General features: G+C 33.2%; 13 protein-coding genes. 3 read left to right on the plus strand and 10 right to left on the minus strand.

Features of this window, described 5'->3' with window-relative positions:
* Window positions 1–32: 32 nt before the first annotated feature.
* From DFR66_RS01780 to DFR66_RS01805, 6 genes are read right to left on the minus strand one after another with little or no spacing between them, the layout of a single operon-like run.
* Complete coding sequence (locus DFR66_RS01780; protein ID WP_114753117.1) at window positions 33–797, minus strand: hypothetical protein; 765 nt, start codon at window positions 795–797, stop codon at window positions 33–35.
* 2 nt (window positions 798–799) lie between these two features.
* A complete protein-coding gene (locus tag DFR66_RS01785; RefSeq protein WP_114753118.1) occupies window positions 800–1,489 on the minus strand; it encodes a YjjG family noncanonical pyrimidine nucleotidase in 690 nt (229 codons plus the stop codon).
* Window positions 1,490–1,498: 9 nt separating this feature from the next.
* The gene (gene radC, locus DFR66_RS01790) at window positions 1,499–2,194 is read right to left on the minus strand and encodes a RadC family protein (protein ID WP_114753119.1); all 696 of its coding nucleotides are present in this window, start codon (window positions 2,192–2,194) and stop codon (window positions 1,499–1,501) included.
* Between the two features lie 11 nt (window positions 2,195–2,205).
* Complete coding sequence (locus DFR66_RS01795) at window positions 2,206–2,664, minus strand: GNAT family N-acetyltransferase (protein WP_114753120.1); 459 nt, start codon at window positions 2,662–2,664, stop codon at window positions 2,206–2,208.
* Window positions 2,665–2,671: 7 nt separating this feature from the next.
* The gene (locus DFR66_RS01800) at window positions 2,672–4,027 is read right to left on the minus strand and encodes a UDP-N-acetylmuramate--L-alanine ligase (RefSeq protein ID WP_114753121.1); all 1,356 of its coding nucleotides are present in this window, start codon (window positions 4,025–4,027) and stop codon (window positions 2,672–2,674) included.
* A 37-nt stretch (window positions 4,028–4,064) separates the two neighbouring features.
* Entirely contained in the window at window positions 4,065–4,769 is a 705-nt protein-coding gene (locus DFR66_RS01805) for a tetratricopeptide repeat protein (RefSeq protein ID WP_114753122.1), read from the minus strand.
* A 131-nt stretch (window positions 4,770–4,900) separates the two neighbouring features.
* Between DFR66_RS01805 and DFR66_RS01810 the strand changes: the two genes are divergently transcribed.
* Window positions 4,901–11,386: an alpha-2-macroglobulin family protein gene (locus tag DFR66_RS01810; RefSeq protein ID WP_114753123.1), complete on the plus strand. Its 6,486-nt coding sequence runs from the start codon at window positions 4,901–4,903 to the stop codon at window positions 11,384–11,386.
* A 64-nt stretch (window positions 11,387–11,450) separates the two neighbouring features.
* Here the strand turns inward: DFR66_RS01810 and obgE are convergent, their stop codons facing one another.
* The 4 genes from obgE to hpt all read right to left on the minus strand — a co-directional run bounded on the left by obgE (window position 11,451) and on the right by hpt (window position 15,132).
* Entirely contained in the window at window positions 11,451–12,452 is a 1,002-nt protein-coding gene (obgE, locus tag DFR66_RS01815; protein ID WP_114753124.1) for a GTPase ObgE, read from the minus strand.
* Between the two features lie 65 nt (window positions 12,453–12,517).
* The gene (locus DFR66_RS01820; protein WP_242008614.1) at window positions 12,518–13,741 is read right to left on the minus strand and encodes a hemolysin family protein; all 1,224 of its coding nucleotides are present in this window, start codon (window positions 13,739–13,741) and stop codon (window positions 12,518–12,520) included.
* Between the two features lie 275 nt (window positions 13,742–14,016).
* Window positions 14,017–14,589 (minus strand): adenylate kinase, encoded by a 573-nt coding sequence (locus tag DFR66_RS13990; RefSeq protein WP_114753126.1) that lies wholly within the window; start codon window positions 14,587–14,589, stop codon window positions 14,017–14,019.
* Between the two features lie 12 nt (window positions 14,590–14,601).
* The gene (gene hpt, locus DFR66_RS13995; protein ID WP_114753185.1) at window positions 14,602–15,132 is read right to left on the minus strand and encodes a hypoxanthine phosphoribosyltransferase; all 531 of its coding nucleotides are present in this window, start codon (window positions 15,130–15,132) and stop codon (window positions 14,602–14,604) included.
* 216 nt (window positions 15,133–15,348) lie between these two features.
* Between hpt and DFR66_RS01835 the strand changes: the two genes are divergently transcribed.
* Window positions 15,349–16,503 (plus strand): 5-(carboxyamino)imidazole ribonucleotide synthase, encoded by a 1,155-nt coding sequence (locus DFR66_RS01835; RefSeq protein ID WP_114753127.1) that lies wholly within the window; start codon window positions 15,349–15,351, stop codon window positions 16,501–16,503.
* Window positions 16,504–16,793: 290 nt separating this feature from the next.
* Window positions 16,794–17,276, plus strand: coding sequence for a 5-(carboxyamino)imidazole ribonucleotide mutase (gene purE, locus DFR66_RS01840; RefSeq protein ID WP_114753128.1), 483 nt, complete (start codon window positions 16,794–16,796; stop codon window positions 17,274–17,276).
* The last annotated feature ends 13 nt before the right edge of the window (window positions 17,277–17,289 follow it).

A 17,289-nucleotide genomic window follows, 5' to 3' on the forward strand; every position in this document is an offset into this window, starting at 1 on the left:
TCTGTTTATTTTAGTGCGTACAATGTTTTAATCTAAAACTTAACCGTTATTATTTCAGACCAAAGCTGCTCATTTTGATAATATTCGAAAACCCATTCATTATTTTTAAGCAATAAAACTCCCTGAATATACCCTTTTACAGCAATGTAACAGTGTTTATTTGAGGTATGAAAAACTTTCATAATTACTTTTGGCGTACTATCAATTAACTGATATCCATTAACTGTGGCTTGTGCGTAAAGTAAATTAGTATCTGTTTTACTTATAATCTTTGGCGTACTCAAAACTGGTGTTTCAACTTTTGCCGCAGGAGCAGAAACTGTTTTACTTGCTTCAGGTTCAGCAGAAACAGATTCAGGATTTACTGTTTTTTGACCACTATAATTGTATTTTAAATCGTAAATGGACTTAAATGCATCATTCAACGCTTCGGTGAACGCAACTTGATATTCTTTTTCTTTACTTTTACCAACATCGGATTGAAATATAATTTTTCCATTACAATCCTTCATTGTAAGATAAAGCTTTGTCGTTAAGAAACCACTGACTTGGATAACATCAACAAATAACAAACTGCATCGATCACTATACTCACTCGGAATAGCTTCTTGGTTATAAAAAGCTACAAAACCTGCCTTCTCAAGATTAAACTTAGTAAAAGTATTTAAACGATACTGATTTTCTGTTTTAAGAAAACTATAATTCATAGGGACAATAACAGCCTTATAATCCGTAACCGATTGAGAATAAGAGCAACTAACAAAAAAAAATAATACTAGTAAAAATTGTTTTTTCATATTTATAAATATTTTTTGAGTTCTAATAAATGGTTAATTTGTTTAATATGATGCTCTACTTTTATTTTACTTTCATTAAAATAAATAGCATCTAAACCCGCATCTAGTGCTCCTTGTACATCTGCATCTAGACTATCCCCTATCATGATACTGCTTTGTTTTTTGGCTTTAGCCAAATCAAGTGCATAATCAAAAATAACTGGATTTGGTTTCTTTACTCCTGCCATTTCAGAATTAGTTATGGTATGAAAATAAGAACCAATTTTTGAATTATTTAATTTCTTAAATTGGACGTCAGCGAAACCATTGGTTATAATATGTAAATTATATTTCGGTTTCAAATAGTCCAAGAGTTCTATTGTTCCATCAAAAAGATGATTATTCTCCGGTAAATACTTGATGTAGTCATTTGCTATTGCATCAATTTCTTCATCAGAAATAGAATAATTTAAAGCATCAAAAGAATGTTTGAGTCGATTGTAACGCAATTCTTCATGGGTAATTTTATCATATTGATATAGCTTCCAGCATTCTTGATTTATTGGCACATACTTTTCAATAAATCTTTTGGTTTCAACTGTAGGATGGTTTTTATTGAAAATGGTTTCAAAAGTAAGCTCTGAATTTTTATCAAAGTCCCAGAGAGTGTGATCTAAATCAAAAAAAACGTCTTTTATATGTGTTTGTTTCATTTTGTATTTTTAAAATATTCCTTCATCAGCAAAGCTGAAATAACTTGTTTCTGTTACAATGAGATGATCCAATACTTTTATTTCTAAACTATCGCCTGCTAATTTTAATTTCCTTGTAATTTGTTTGTCTGCCTCACTTGGAATCAATGTTCCTGAAGGATGATTGTGGCACAATATCAACGCCGTTGCTCCCATTTCTAGCGCTGTTTTAAAAACAATTCGCACATCAACCAATGTTCCCGTGATCCCGCCTTTACTCAACTGAGACTTAGCAATTACTTTATTCGAATTATTCATATAAATAATCCAAAACTCCTCGTGTGGCAATTCGCCAATAATAGGTTGCATGATTTCGAAAATGACTTTGCTCGAAGTGATTTTCTTCAATTCTACAGCATCTTCCCCTCTACGGCGTCTTCCTAATTCTAAAGCGGCAATTATCGAAATTGCTTTTGCCTCCCCTATTCCCCTGAATTGCATGAGCTGCGACAAAGATAATTTCCCTAATGCATTCAAGTTATTATCTACGCTTGCTAAAATGCGTTTGCTTAAATCTACCGCTGACTCGCTTCTGCTTCCCGATCCTATCAGAATGGCAATCAATTCAGCGTCACTCAAAACACTTTTGCCTTTAAGCATCAGTTTTTCACGTGGCTTATCGTCTTCGGACCAATTAGTAATAGGAAAAAAGGAATTTTCAGCCATTTATATAATGTTTAAATTTGTTTCCGCATGCAAATACTATTTTTTAAACCCACATAAGGTTCGTAATTATCCACTATCTGAAACCCTGCTTTTTGATACAAAGCAATCGCTTCCTTTTGTTTGTATAATGTTTCCAATACAGAAACCGAATATCCTAAGTCCTTAGCCCAACATTCCAATTCACGTAAAATTGTTTGTGCCAAACCCATACCTCGAAACTCAGGTAAAACAAACATACGCTTTATTTCAATTGTATCTTTATCATATTTTTTAAAACAACCACAAGCAACTGCTTTGTTATCTGAATATACAATTACAACATTTGGATTTAATTCTAAAATATTATTTCCCCAATAATCCGCTTTCAATTCTGGATAACGCTCCCACAAACTTTTATCTAATGCAGAAATGAGGCTTATGAAATCTGGATTATCACTCGTAGTTTTAGAAATTATAGTAGTATCACTCATATCACTATTACTTTACCAATTCCTTTACTTCATCAAAGTTTAATCCTCCATAATTACCGGAACTCATCAGCAGCAATGCAGAATTTTCAAGATTTAAGTTGAACAAATAGTCTTTGAAATCTTTTGGATTGGTATAAATAATTAAATCTTCTCGATTAAAAGATTTAGCAATTTGGTCATAAGTCACTTCCTCCAGCTGTTTGATTTTAACTGCATCTGGCGAATAAAAAACAACTGCTTTATCAGCATATTCCAATGCGCCTTCGTATTCTTTTAGGAATTCAGCATTCAAACTGCTATACGTATGCAATTCTAAACACGCTACTAAAGTTCGATTAGGATATTGTTCTTTGACCGCTTTTGTAGTGGCGGCAACTTTGCTTGGTGAATGAGCAAAATCTTTATAGGCTACTTTTGTTTTGCTTTCGGCAATTTTTTCCAATCGTTTTGAAGCACCTTTAAAACTGGCAATAGCTTCATAAAAATCAGCTTCATCAACGCCCATATTTTGGCAAATCCATTTGGCACCAGCCAAATTATTAAGATTATGCGCTCCAAAAACTTCAATTGGCATATCACCTTCTGGAGTTTCGAGCAGTGTTACGCCATCACTTACGGCATATTTTGGGGTATGATATGCTAATTTTCGGATTGGGTTTGTTGCGGCTTCGGAAACTCGCTTCACTTCAGCATCATCTTCATTGTAGACAAGAATTCCACCATTTGTAATTTTACCAATGAAAATTTCGAACTGTTCAACGTAATTTTCATACGTTGGAAAAACGTTAATATGATCCCAAGCAATTCCTGAAATTAAAGCAATATTAGGTTGATATAAGTGAAATTTAGGTCTGCGATCAATTGGCGAAGACAAATATTCGTCTCCTTCCAAAACAATAAAATCATTCTCCTCCGTTAGATGCACCATCGTATCGAAACCTTCCAGTTGTGCTCCCACCATATAATCTACAGCAATGTCATGGTAATGCATTACATGCAAAATCATTGAAGTAATTGTTGTTTTTCCATGGGAACCACCTATAACAACACGCGTTTTATTTTTAGATTGTTCGTAGAGAAATTCCGGATACGAATAGATTTTCAGTCCTAATTCTTGCGCTTTTAATAATTCAGGATTATCCGCTTTTGCGTGCATTCCAAGAATTACCGCTTCGATGTCTTGAGTTATTTTTTCAGGAAACCAACCTAATGCTGGCGGTAAAATTCCCTTTTTGTCTAATCTTGATTTTGATGGTTCAAAAATCGCATCGTCACTTCCGGTAACTTGATATCCTTTATTGTGTAATGCTAAAGCCAGATTGTGCATGGCACTTCCCCCGATAGCTATAAAATGTGTACGCATTCTAATTTTGGTTTATGGTTGTTGAGTTCAAGACATATTAAGTTCTGTCTTGATTTTTTTTATTACACGTTTCTAAAATTGCTTTTGCTTTTTCAGGATCTCGCATTTTGTTCTTGTACAAATTAGCTAGTTTTTGATAACTTGTTTTTGAACCTCCTACAAGAATTGCTTTTTTATAATGTTGTTCTGCAACAGTATATCTTTTAAAATATTCCTCGATATGACCTCTTGACAAATAACCGTCAACGGGTGACAATCGCAATAATTCCCCGGAATATTTTAATGCTTTAGATTCGCTTCCGCCAACTATTCCTGGTAATTGAATATATAATTCTATCAAAGCCCAACGCGATTCTATATGTTTTGGATTCAGACTTATAGCTTTTTCAAAAGATGATTTCACTTCATCAATCATTCCAAGAGCTTTAAACTTGTTTGAATCTTTGGCTTTCATACCTAAAACTCCACCATATTTAAAATGGTAATCGGCCTCTGTTGGTTTCAGCTGTTTGAGTTTTTTATAATACCCAATCGCTTTATCCCATGACTTATAATGTCCGGCAATATCTCCCAGATATTCAATAGTTCTTAAATCTGATGGATTCGTTTTCAGAATAGATTCAAAAACTAATTGTGCTTGTTCAAATTTTTGTGCTTTGAATAGCTTTTCTGCTTTATCAAAATCAGATTGAGCCCACATCATAATAGGTAGGAATACAAATAAATAAATAATATGTTTCATTCATCAAAAATAGGGAAATATGATACGTTAGATTTGATTTTAAGTAAAAATTAGTAATTTAGTAAGAAATATATTCTGATAATAATACGACCACATCAGCCTATTTTTCTCTTCTATTTTAAACGCAAATTATGAAAAATATTTTTTTACTTTTTATCTTCATCTCTACTTCTATTTTTGGACAAAATTATGACAAAAACTGGCTTAAGGTAATTGAATATGAAAATGAAGGAAAAATAAAATCAGCTAATGAAGTGGTTTCAAAAATTCATCAAAAAGCATTGCGAGAAAAAAACGAAGTACAAATCATCAAATGCTTTTTTTATGAATCGAAATATTTGCAAGTGTTAGATGAGGATGCACAAACCAAAATCATAAACAATTTAAAAACTGAAATAAGTAAAGCTTCAATTCCATCAAAAGCGATTTTGAATTTAGTATATGCGAAGTGTTTAAACGATTATCAAAAGCAAAACTACTATGTACTGTTCAGTAGAACCAAAACTTTAAGTTTAAACGATCAATTTTTTACATGGACGTCAAAAGAAATTTCGGAACAGATTGATAGTGCATTAGAAAAAACACTTTTGGACGAAGTCCTATTAAAAAAGACTTCCTTGAGTAATTACCTTTCTATTTTATATTATAATGATGAAGATATAACTAAAAAAGAAAACCTGTTTGACTATTTATTAAAAGAAAACATTGCGATACTTACTCCGCTGATTCCTCATTGGGAAGTTCAAAAAAAGGAATTTTTATCGTATGAAAAGGAACTTTTAGGAAATTCAGCATCTTTTTTACAACTTAATTTTGCTTTTGTAAAAAATGAAAAACTAAAAAAAGTGCTTGATTTGTATCAAAAACAAGAGAAAAATGCACCAAATTTAGAAAATCAATTCGAAAGAATTCAATTTTGTAATCGCGTTTTACTTGATTCTGATGAAGCATTTATGAAATCCTTAAATACAATGCAAAAAGAATCCAAAGACCTAATTTTGACCCAAAAAATACAATTTGAAAAAGCCACTATTCTCTACAATCTAGCTTCTAAAGAAATACATCCTGATTATAATATTAGAGCCGTTGCTACTCTTGACAGCATTATAAGCATTAATAATCGTTCAAATGCTCATAAACTGGCACTACAAAAGAAACAAAATATTAGTTCCAAATCATTGAAAATTGAACTTCAAAAATTCAGTTATACTGATGAAAATATAAGGGCTTTTGTTCAGTACAAAAATCTAAATCGTCTTTCGATTTCTTTCTTTAAAATCGACCAAAATACGAATAAAGACTTCCTAAACTCCCCTTATAAAAAAGACAGTTTAGTAGCTGCAATAATTAAAAACAAAAAAGCAATTGCATCTAAAAACTATGAACTTGAAAAAAAGAATAATTATTTCGAATACAGCACTGAAGTACTTTTACCGCCATTAAAAACAGGAAGTTATTTGGTATATTTTGAAAGTGATTCTGACATCAAGAATACAAAAGCATTTGCTTATGAAACCATTACAATTTCAAACATTACAGTTTTCAATTCACAAAACGATAAGAAAGAAGTATATCAAGTATTAGACAGAAAAACTGGGAAACCTTTAGAAAATGTTTCGATAGCATTATTAAATCAAACTATTAAAACCGACAAAAACGGTATAGCAACGTACCTAAAAAAAATTAAAGAGCGTGATTATAGGCTTACAGAATTTACGACAGAAAACGATTCGCTGTTGTTGAACAATTACACTCGATATAACAATGATTATACAAATCATAAAAACGAGAAAGCAAAAGGCAAAGTTGAATTTTATTTGGACCGCGCCATTTATCGTCCAGGCCAAACGGTTTACTATAAAGGAATTGCTTTTCGAAAAGAAAAAGACAAAACAACTATTGTTGGAAAAACAGCTTTCAAAATTACAATACAAGACCCAAACCGTACTGTTTTTAAACAATTTGACATAGTTACCAATGAATACGGTTCATTCTCTGGGGAATTTATGCTGCCAAAAAATGGACTGACAGGAAATTTCCGAATGACAGCTAACAAACCCGATACTAATAAAAATTTCGTTATTGTTCAAACAAATGATCAACATCAGTTTTGGGATACTATAAATTTTGTTAATTCTGAAATATTCCTCAGAGTGGAAGAATACAAACGTCCTAAATTTGAAGTTACTTTCGAGCCTTTTAAAAACACCCATCAAGTAAATCAAAAAGTAAGCGTAGAAGGACTTGCCAAAGCTTTTGCCGGAAGTAACATTTCCGATGCAAAAGTAACCTACAACGTCAAACTTATTCCGTACACCCTAAACAACGGTTACTATTACAACCTAAATGGGAAGTCCGAAACTATTTTACTTGGAGAAACTAAAACAGATGCTTCAGGAAAATTTGAAATAAATTTTATCGCCAAACCATTTGAAAATGCAACAAAAGAACAGTTACCCATTTTTGAATATTATATTTCAGCATCTGTTACTGATAATAATGGAGAAACCCACCAAACCCAAACAACCGTGAGGGTTGGCTACCATTCTTTGACACTTACCGCAACTATCCCAAACCGAATTGAAACCAAAAATAAAAATGAAATTGAACTAAAGAGTACCAATCTTAATGGAGAATTTTTAGCTGCCAAAGGCGAAATCAGACTCTATTATGTAAGTCCATTTTCAAACAAATTCAAATCCAGAGTTTTTTCAAAACCTGAAATCGAAACCATTTTGAAAGAAGATTTTGAACGATTATTTCCTTTTGAAAATAACGAAAACCAAAAAACTGTAAAGCCAAACGAAACTTTAGTGTATTCAAAAAAAATAGACACTGAAAAAGACAAAAAATTACTATTAGATTTTATTTCTAATTACAAATCCGGGAATTATAAAGTAGTTTTTTCGGCTAAAGATGCTTTTGAAAATCCAATTGAAACCAGTTCTAATTTCCAATTGATACAAAGCAAAGACAAATTTAATCCAGCTAAACTATTCACCGCTGAACAAATAAATTCTGATGCTAAAAAAGATGGATTTGTTTTAGTAAAATTAACGTCTGTGATTCCGGAACTGTATATTAACACCACCGGAAATTACCAAAGTTACCTATATTTTGAAGATACTTTTCACTTACAAAATAATGAAATCATTATAAAAATTCCACTAAAAAAGGAATTCGAAAGGAGCATCAAAATAGGTTTTCAAAGCGTATTCGAAAATCAAAAATTTACTGACCAATTAGAAGTATTTCTCAAAGAAGACAAACCAAAATTAGAATTCACAATTGAAAGTTTCAGAAACAAATTACAACCAGGAAACATTGAAAATTGGTCGTTTCAACTAAAAACATTTAAAAGTCCAAAAGAAGCTGAAGTTTTAGCCTCAATGTATGACAGCTCGTTAGATCAGTTTGCCAAAAGTGACTGGAATGGTTTGAAATTTAATGACTATAACTACAACACTGCTAACTTTAGAATGAGTTTAGGATTTGATAATACATCGAGTTATATTCGAAATCTGAATCCTATTTTGAATAGAATTGAACTTAATGATGAAACTATCAAACTAATGTGGTTTGGTTTTAACATCAACGATTCTTTCACAACACAGCAAATCAAAGAATATCAAAAACAGCTAAACAGTAAAAGTAAAAAACCCCTAAATGCAAAAATGATTTCAGGAATTGTTTCCGACGATCAAGGACCATTAGCGGGCGTGAGTATTATTGTGAATGGGCTAGAACGAGGCACATCAACTGATTTTGATGGCTATTACCAAATAGAAGCAGCAACTGGCGAAGAACTAACGTTCTCTTACATTGGGTTCGAATCTCAAAAAATCACGATTGACTCAAACATAATTGATGTTCAGTTAGAGGAATCCGGGAATAGTCTAGAAGAGGTAGTTGTTGTGGGTTACGGAATAAACAGAAGTAAAAAATCATTGGCTTATTCTCCTCAAGTAGTAGAGGAAGTAGATAATCAAGTTTACAATACTGCAGGAATCGAAATAAAATTAGAAGGAAAAGCTAGTGGAATAACAATTAGAGGTAACTCCAGTATTTCAGGTAATTACAAAAATGCCTTGTATATCGTTGATGGCGAACCAACAACTGAAGAACAATTCAGATTAATTTCTCCAAGCGATATTATTACTGTTGATGTTCTAAAAGGCGAAAAAGCAACTGCGATATATGGAACCAAAGGAGCTAACGGCGTTATTATTATCACTACCAAAAAAGCATTAGAAGCCTTGACTCAAGTAAAAGCCAGAAAAAATCTCTCGGAAACTGCTTTCTTTTATCCGAATTTAAAAACAGATGCGAAAGGAAAAGTAAGTTTCAATTTTACTTCGCCTGAGGCTTTGACCGCTTGGAAACTCCGATTATTGGCACACAACAAAGAGGCTGTTTCTGGTTATTTAGAAAAAAGTGTCATAACTCAAAAAGAGTTGATGGTTACGCCAAATTTCCCTCGTTTTTTCAGAGAAAAAGACTCGATAGTCATCACGGCAAAGGTGGCAAACATTACTAATGAAGCCAAAACTGGAATTGCTCTTTTGCAACTCTTTGATGCGACAACAATGCAACCAATCGATGCCAAAATGGGAAATGATAATACAGCACAAAACTTCAAAATTGCTCCTTTAGGTAATACCGTCGTGAGTTGGAAAATTTATATTCCAGGGGGCCTGCAAGGTGTTCAGTATAAAATTTTGGCGAAAGCAGGAAACTTTTCGGATGGCGAAGAAAACATACTTCCCGTTTTGACTAATAATTTGCTGGTTACAGAAAGCATTCCCATTTGGGTTCGAGAAAATTCGCAGAAAGAATACACCTTCGAAAACCTAAAAAATAACAGTTCGACCACTTTAAGAAACCATCAGTTTACGTTAGAATATACATCAAATCCAGTTTGGATTGCCATTCAATCCCTACCCTATTTGATGGAATTCGAACACGAAAGTGCGGAGCAAACCTTTGCCCGATATTATTCGAATGCTTTGGCTTCGGAAATCATTAACAGCAATCCAAAAATCGCTAATCTATTCGAAAATTGGAGAAAGAATGGAAAATTAAATGCTAAACTGGAAGACAACGAAGAATTAAAATCAATAATTCTTGCTGAAACGCCTTGGTTGAATGATGTGCAAAGCGAAGATGAAAAGAAGAAAAATTTAGCGTTACTTTTTGAATTAGATAAATTGAAAAATGCACAAGAAGCTACTTTTGATAAGCTGAAACAAAAACAAAATGCTTCGGGAGGATTTGCTTGGTTTGAAGGAAGTCCCGAAAACGAATACATAACCAGACATATTTTGGCAGGTTTAGGGCATCTTTCGAAATTAAGCAATACTGAAAAGAATACTAATAAAATTAAAGAAATTGCTACAACCGGAATTCCATTTTTAGACCAAAAGTTTTTACAATATTATAAAACCAGAACAGATAATTTAAAATCGACTGACAGATTCATTTGGATTAATCCCTATTCTGATTTGCATTATTTATACACCCGAAGTTTTTACCTTGAAAATTATCCGCTTTCGGACACGTTAAAAGAAGCAACAAAAATATATCTCGAAACCGCTAAAAAAGATTGGTTGACATATTCATTATACGAAAAAGGATTGGCTGCTTTGACTTTAAATCGCTTTGGCGAAAAAGAAACTGCCAAAAAAATTCTAGAAAATTTAAAAGAAACCGCCTCTACCAACGAAAATTGGGGAATGTACTGGATTGCCAATAAATCCGGATGGTATTGGTATCAAGCGCCTATCGAGACTCAGGCATTACTGATTGAGGCTTTCACCGAAATCGATTCTGACATTAAATCAGTAAACGCAATGAAGGTTTGGTTATTAAAAAACAAACAGACTAAAAACTGGCCCACTACAAAATCCACTACGGAAGCAATTTATGCTTTATTGATGCAAGGAACGGATTGGTTGAGCATCAAAGACAACACAATTTTTAAAATTGGAACCGAGAAAATATTGACTAAAAAATTAGCTGAAAACGAAAAAGAAGCAGAAACAGGTTACGTAAAACTCAATTGGAAAGCAGAAGAAATCAAAAAAGCAATGGCAACGATTTCCATTGAAAACAAATCGAAAGTTCCAGGTTTTGGTGGTATTTACTGGCAATACTTTGAAGAATTAGACAAAATAAAAACTAACTCTAATACTGCATTATCCGTTTCCAAAGAATTATATGTAAAGAAAAATACTGAGAAAGGCGAAACATCGGAACCAATCAACTCTACTAATCGATTAAAAATCGGTGATTTAGTAACCGTGAGACTAGTAATTTCTGCTAAAGAAGATATGGAATTTGTGCATTTAAAAGATATGCGCGCTTCTTGTTTTGAACCCGTAGATGTACTGTCCGCTTACCAATACAAAGGTGGATTGGGTTTTTATAAAAGCACAAAAGATGCCGCAACTCATTTCTTTTTTGACCAAATAAATAAAGGTACTTATATTTTAGAGTATGATATTCGTATAAATAATAGTGGCGAATTCTCTAATGGAATTACAACTATTCAAAGTATGTATGCTCCTGAATTTACTAATCATACTCAAGGAATCAGGATAAAAACTAGTGAGAAATAACAATAAAAAAACCGTCTCGCATTTTTTTACGAGACGGTTTTCAATATGTATTTAAAATCAAGAATTAGTCATTCAACATTTTCCATAATTTATCTTTTAATTCTGTCAAACCTTGCTGAGCAACAGAAGAAATAAACATATAAGGAATATCTTTGAAAGCAACATCAAGCTCTGTTTTTAACTCTGCTTTTAACTCGTCGTCCAGCATGTCGCATTTAGAAATCACTAGTAAACGCTCTTTATCCAGCATTTCAGGATTGTACTTAGTTAATTCGTTTACCAAAATATCGTATTCAGCTTTGATGTCTGGCGTATCAACAGGAACTAAGAACAACAACGTCGAATTACGTTCAATATGACGTAAAAAATAATGTCCAAGCCCTTTTCCTTCGGCAGCACCTTCAATTATTCCAGGAATATCAGCAATTACAAAGGATTGAAAATCTCTGTAAGCAACAATTCCAAGGTTAGGTTTTAAAGTTGTAAAAGGATAATCAGCAATTTTTGGTTTTGCTGATGTCAACACAGATAACAAGGTTGATTTTCCTGCATTAGGAAAACCCACCAAGCCTACATCGGCAAGCACTTTAAGTTCTAAAATAACATCCATTTCTACCCCTGGTAAACCCGGTTGTGAGTATCTTGGAGTTTGGTTTGTCGAACTTCTAAAATGCCAGTTTCCTAAACCACCTTTTCCACCACGAGAGAGAATTTGTTTTTCACCATCATCAGTGATTTCAAATAATATTTCTCCAGTTTCTTTATCTTTTACTACGGTTCCTAATGGTACTTCAATGTATTTATCATCACCATCGGCACCTGTACTTCTGTCACCACTTCCATCTCCACCATTTCCTGCTTTGATATGACGTGCAAATTTTAAGTGAAACAATGTCCATAGACCTTTGTTTCCAACTAAATATACATGCCCCCCACGGCCACCATCACCACCGTCTGGCCCACCTTTTTCAATAAATTTTTCTCTGTGCAAGTGCGTAGACCCTTTTCCTCCTTTACCGGATGAAACATATATTTTAACATAATCTACAAAATTCCCTTCTGTCATTTTTTTTAATTTCAGATTTCAGCTTTCAGATTGAATATATTCAAACTTTAAACTTACATCTATTTTTATAATTTAATCGCCTTCACCATCACTTTATCAATCTTCACGCCATCCATATCGATAACTTCTAGCTCAAATTTTTGCCAGACTAATTTCTCCCCTTGTTTTGGAATATGAGAGAGTTCTGTCATTATTAGTCCGCTTACGGTAGTCACTTCATAATCATTGATTAATTCGTCTAATTCAAAGTAGGTCAAGAAATCGTGTAATGAATAATGTCCGTCTACCAGCCACGATCCATCTTCTCTTTCTATCAACTGAAAATCATCTTTATAAAAATCAGAAGCATCACCCACAAGTGCTTCCAGAATGTCATTCAGTGTAATAACTCCTTGAAAAACACCATATTCATCCGATACAAAAGCATAATGAATTCCTGATTTTTTAAAATTTTCTAAAGCGACATAAGCCGTTGTTTGCTCCATCATAAAAGGTGCTTCGGTCATTATATCTACTAAATTAAAATTTTCATTTTCAAAATGAGAAAAAATATTTTTCAAGTTAACCACTCCAACAATGTCATCAAAATTCTCACCGTAAACTGGATAAATAGAATGTAATTCTTTGAGCATAAATTCCTTAACCTGTTCTTTATTAGAATGCAACGGCAAAAACATCACTGATTTCCTGTGTGTCATCAATGAGTTTATTTTTCTGTCCCCAATATGAAAAACACGCTCTACAATATCTTGTTCTATTTCCTGTACTTCTCCTCCTTCAGTTCCTTCTTTGATAATTGCTTTTATTTCTTCCTCAGTAACTTTACCGTCTGCTGTTGGTTTTATTTGCAAAATTTTCAATAAAAAATCAGTTGAATGCGTTAATAACCAGATAAAAGGTGCCGTGATTATTGACACAATTTTCATAGGTAACGCCACTGCTTTTGCGATAGCTTCGGGATGGTTGAGTCCAATTCTTTTTGGTACCAATTCACCCAAAACCAGTGAGAAAAAAGTTAGTACCACAACTACTAATCCTACTGCTACAGAATGTGCGTATGGTTTTAAAAACTCAAAGCCACTTACAAATATTTCTACATCAACCGTTATTTTATCTCCACTGTAAATACCGGTAAGAATTCCTATAAGAGTAATTCCGATTTGTACGGTTGACAAAAACTTGTTAGGAGAGTTGGCTAAATCTAATGCGATTTTAGCACTTTTATTTCCTTTTTTTGCTGCGGTCTCTAATCTGTTTTTTCGTGCTGAAATCAATGCGATTTCTGACATTGAGAAAACCCCATTTAGTAGTATTAGAAAAAATATTATTAGTATTTCCAATTTTTTAATTATTTCGTTTATATGTTAAAGTGTGATTCCTAAATTTTACTTATGAGAAATCGGTTGTTTGGCACCTCATCTTTTAGCCCAGATGGTAATGAAAATGCCTCAGTAAAAAAGCTAATTTTTCTTGTCAAAAAAGAGCGACTAAAGGAAGCTCCTTTTTTGGGCTTAGAAAAATAGATTTTTTGACGAGGACTTGTAATGTACAGCTGGAATTGCTCCTATAAATTATCAATGACGTTGCTAACTCTTTCTGTAATTTCAGCGATTGAACCTATTCCGTTTACGGCATGAAATTTCCCTTGGGCCTCATAATAACTCATTAAAGGGGCTGTTTTTTCATTGTATTCCTGGTAGCGATTTCTGATTTTTTCCTCATCTTGATCGTCAATTCTACCACTTGTTTTTCCTCTTTCCAAAAGGCGTTTTACTAAAATCTCATCATCCGCTTCCAGTGCTATTGTAGCTGCTACATTAGAACCTATTGAGGTAAGAAATGCGTCTAAGGCTTCAGCTTGAGAAATTGTTCTTGGATATCCATCAAACAAAATCCCATTAGTATCCGGGTGTTTATTTACCTCATCAATCAGCATTTTTGTAGTCAATTCATCTGGAACTAAATCCCCAGCATCCATAAATACTCTTGCTTGTTTTCCCAGTTCTGTATCGTTTTTTAAATTAAAACGGAATACATCACCAGTTGATATATGTGTTAATTTGTATTTTTCTTTCAAAAACTCTGCTTGAGTTCCTTTACCAGCACCTGGTTTTCCAAATAAAACAATGTTAGTCATATCGTTGAGTCGTTATTCTTTTAGTTTATATACTTCTGGTAAATTTCTTCCTAATCCATCGTAGTCTAAGCCAAAACCCACAATAAATTTATTTGGAATTCTAATTCCCACATAATCTATTTTGATGTCTTTTGCGTATGCTTCTGGTTTAAAAAAAAGTGTTGCTATTTTAAAATGTTTTACATTTTGTTTTTTGAATAATTCTTTTAGTTCTACTAATGTGTTTCCCGTATCAACTATATCCTCGATTATGACAACAGAACGCCCAGTTAAATCTTGATTTATACCTATTAACTGTTTTACTTCGTTTGTTGAAGAAGTTCCTTCGTAAGATGCCATTTTGATGAAAGATACTTCACATGGTCTTTTGTATTTTTTCATAAAATCCGAAACCACCATAAAAGCTCCATTCAATACTCCTACAAATACCGGCGTTTCATCAGCAAAATCAGCTTCTACTTGCGCAACCATTTTAGCAATGGCAAATTCAATTTCTTGGGCAGAAATAAACGGAACAAATTGTTTATCGTGAAGTTGTATCATTAATTTCGTTTTTAAAATAATGTGCAAAGATACAGAATTCGGATTTGTGAATTGATAAATGGACATTAATTTGTATTTTTAAGTAAATTTCATAAAAAAGCAACTAAAAATGTACTGAAAATAGTAAAAGTCAGCACAGAAATTCCGAAGAAAATAAAATAGCATTTCCCTATTTAATCATTATAAAGTATCTTTGCATAAACATACAACTACACCATGAATTATTTTTCTTCTGATTTTAAATTGGGAATTCTAGGCGGCGGACAACTCGGCAAAATGCTGTTGTTTGACACCCGAAAATTCGACATACAAACTCTTGTTCTTGATCCAAGTGATGAAGCGCCATGCAAGATTGCCTGTAATCAATTCTTTAAAGGTGATTTAATGGATTTTGAAACGGTTTATAATTTTGGTAAAAAAGTAGACGTTTTGACTTTTGAAATTGAGTTGGTTAATCTGGAAGCTTTAGTAAAACTAGAAGAAGAAGGATTAAAAGTGTTTCCTTCGCCAAAAACGTTGAAACTGATTCAAAACAAAGGAATTCAGAAAGATTTTTACATAAACCACGCAATTCCAACCGCAAATTACAAGCGATTTGAGAATCTAAAAAGTCTAATTGTTGATATTTTAGATTCTAAAATAAAACTTCCGTTTGTCTGGAAATGTACTGAATTTGGTTACGATGGAAATGGCGTTAAAGTTATTCGACAAATCTCGGACTTAGACAATTTAGCCAATGTAGAATGTATTGCAGAAGAAATGGTTCCGTTCAAAAATGAATTGGCCGTTATTGTTTGTCGCAATCCGTCTGGTGAAATAAAAACATATCCTGTGGTGGAAATGGAATTTCATCCCGAAGCCAACCAAGTGGAATACGTAATTTGCCCTGCTCGAATTGATGATAAAGTAGCCGAAAAAGCAAGAGCAATCGCATTGAATGTTTCCGAAAAATTCAATCATGTGGGATTATTAGCCGTTGAAATGTTTCAAACTGAAGACGATGAAATCCTCGTAAACGAAGTGGCTCCTCGCCCACACAATTCCGGTCACTACTCTATTGAAGCCAGTTATACATCCCAATTTGAAAATCACTTGCGTGCAATTCTTGATTTACCTTTAGGAAACACGGACAGTAAAGTAGCTGGAATTATGGTAAACCTAGTAGGTTCCGAAGGTTTTTCCGGGAATGTAGTCTACGAAAATATCGAAAAAATACTAGGCTGGAATGGTGTTACACCACACATTTACGGAAAAAAACAAACACGTCCTTTTAGAAAAATGGGACATGTAACCATCGTAAATGAAGACATAGATGAAGCACGAAGAATTGCAGAAGAGGTGAAGAATACGATAAGAGTGATAAGTGTTTAGTAATTAGTTTTTAGTTGGTAGTTTATTGTCTAACTACCAACTTGTCTTCCTAAACAAGAAATAATCATACAATAAAATAAAGAATGGATTATTTAGATACGCTTTTCAATTTTTTTAGAGTTTATGATAACTCACATTATATCAGAAAAGATTATAATGCGCTGACTGATAAAAATGAATATTTAGGAAAAAGAATTTTAAGTTTTCTATCAATTTTAATTACAATAATTGCAATAGTCTTTTTCATGTATGTAATTTATATAATGCTTAAACAATTAAAATAAGAAACAATGAAAGTAGCCGTAATAATGGGAAGCATCTCAGACATGCCAATCATGCAAGAAGCCATAGATATCCTAAAAGCATTTGATATAGAAATAGAAGTCGACATCGTTTCGGCACACAGAACACCTGAAAAACTATTTGATTTTAGTCAGAACGCACACACTCGTGGTATCTCGGTAGTTATTGCTGGTGCTGGCGGCGCTGCACACTTACCTGGAATGGTAGCTTCGATGTCCCCACTCCCAGTAATTGGCGTTCCTATAAAATCAAGCAATTCCATTGATGGATGGGATAGTGTTTTATCCATTCTTCAAATGCCTGGTGGCGTTCCCGTTGCAACAGTTGCACTTAATGGAGCAAAAAACGCAGGGATTCTTGCTGCTCAAATTATAGGAAGTCACAACAACAGTGTATTAGAAAAAGTAATTAAATATAAAATAGGACTGAAAGAAGCTGTTACTATTGCTTCTGAAAGTATCCAAAAATAGAAAAAGCTCCTTG

The sequence above is a fragment of the Flavobacterium glaciei genome (genome assembly GCF_003350545.1).
GTDB lineage: Bacteria > Bacteroidota > Bacteroidia > Flavobacteriales > Flavobacteriaceae > Flavobacterium > Flavobacterium glaciei.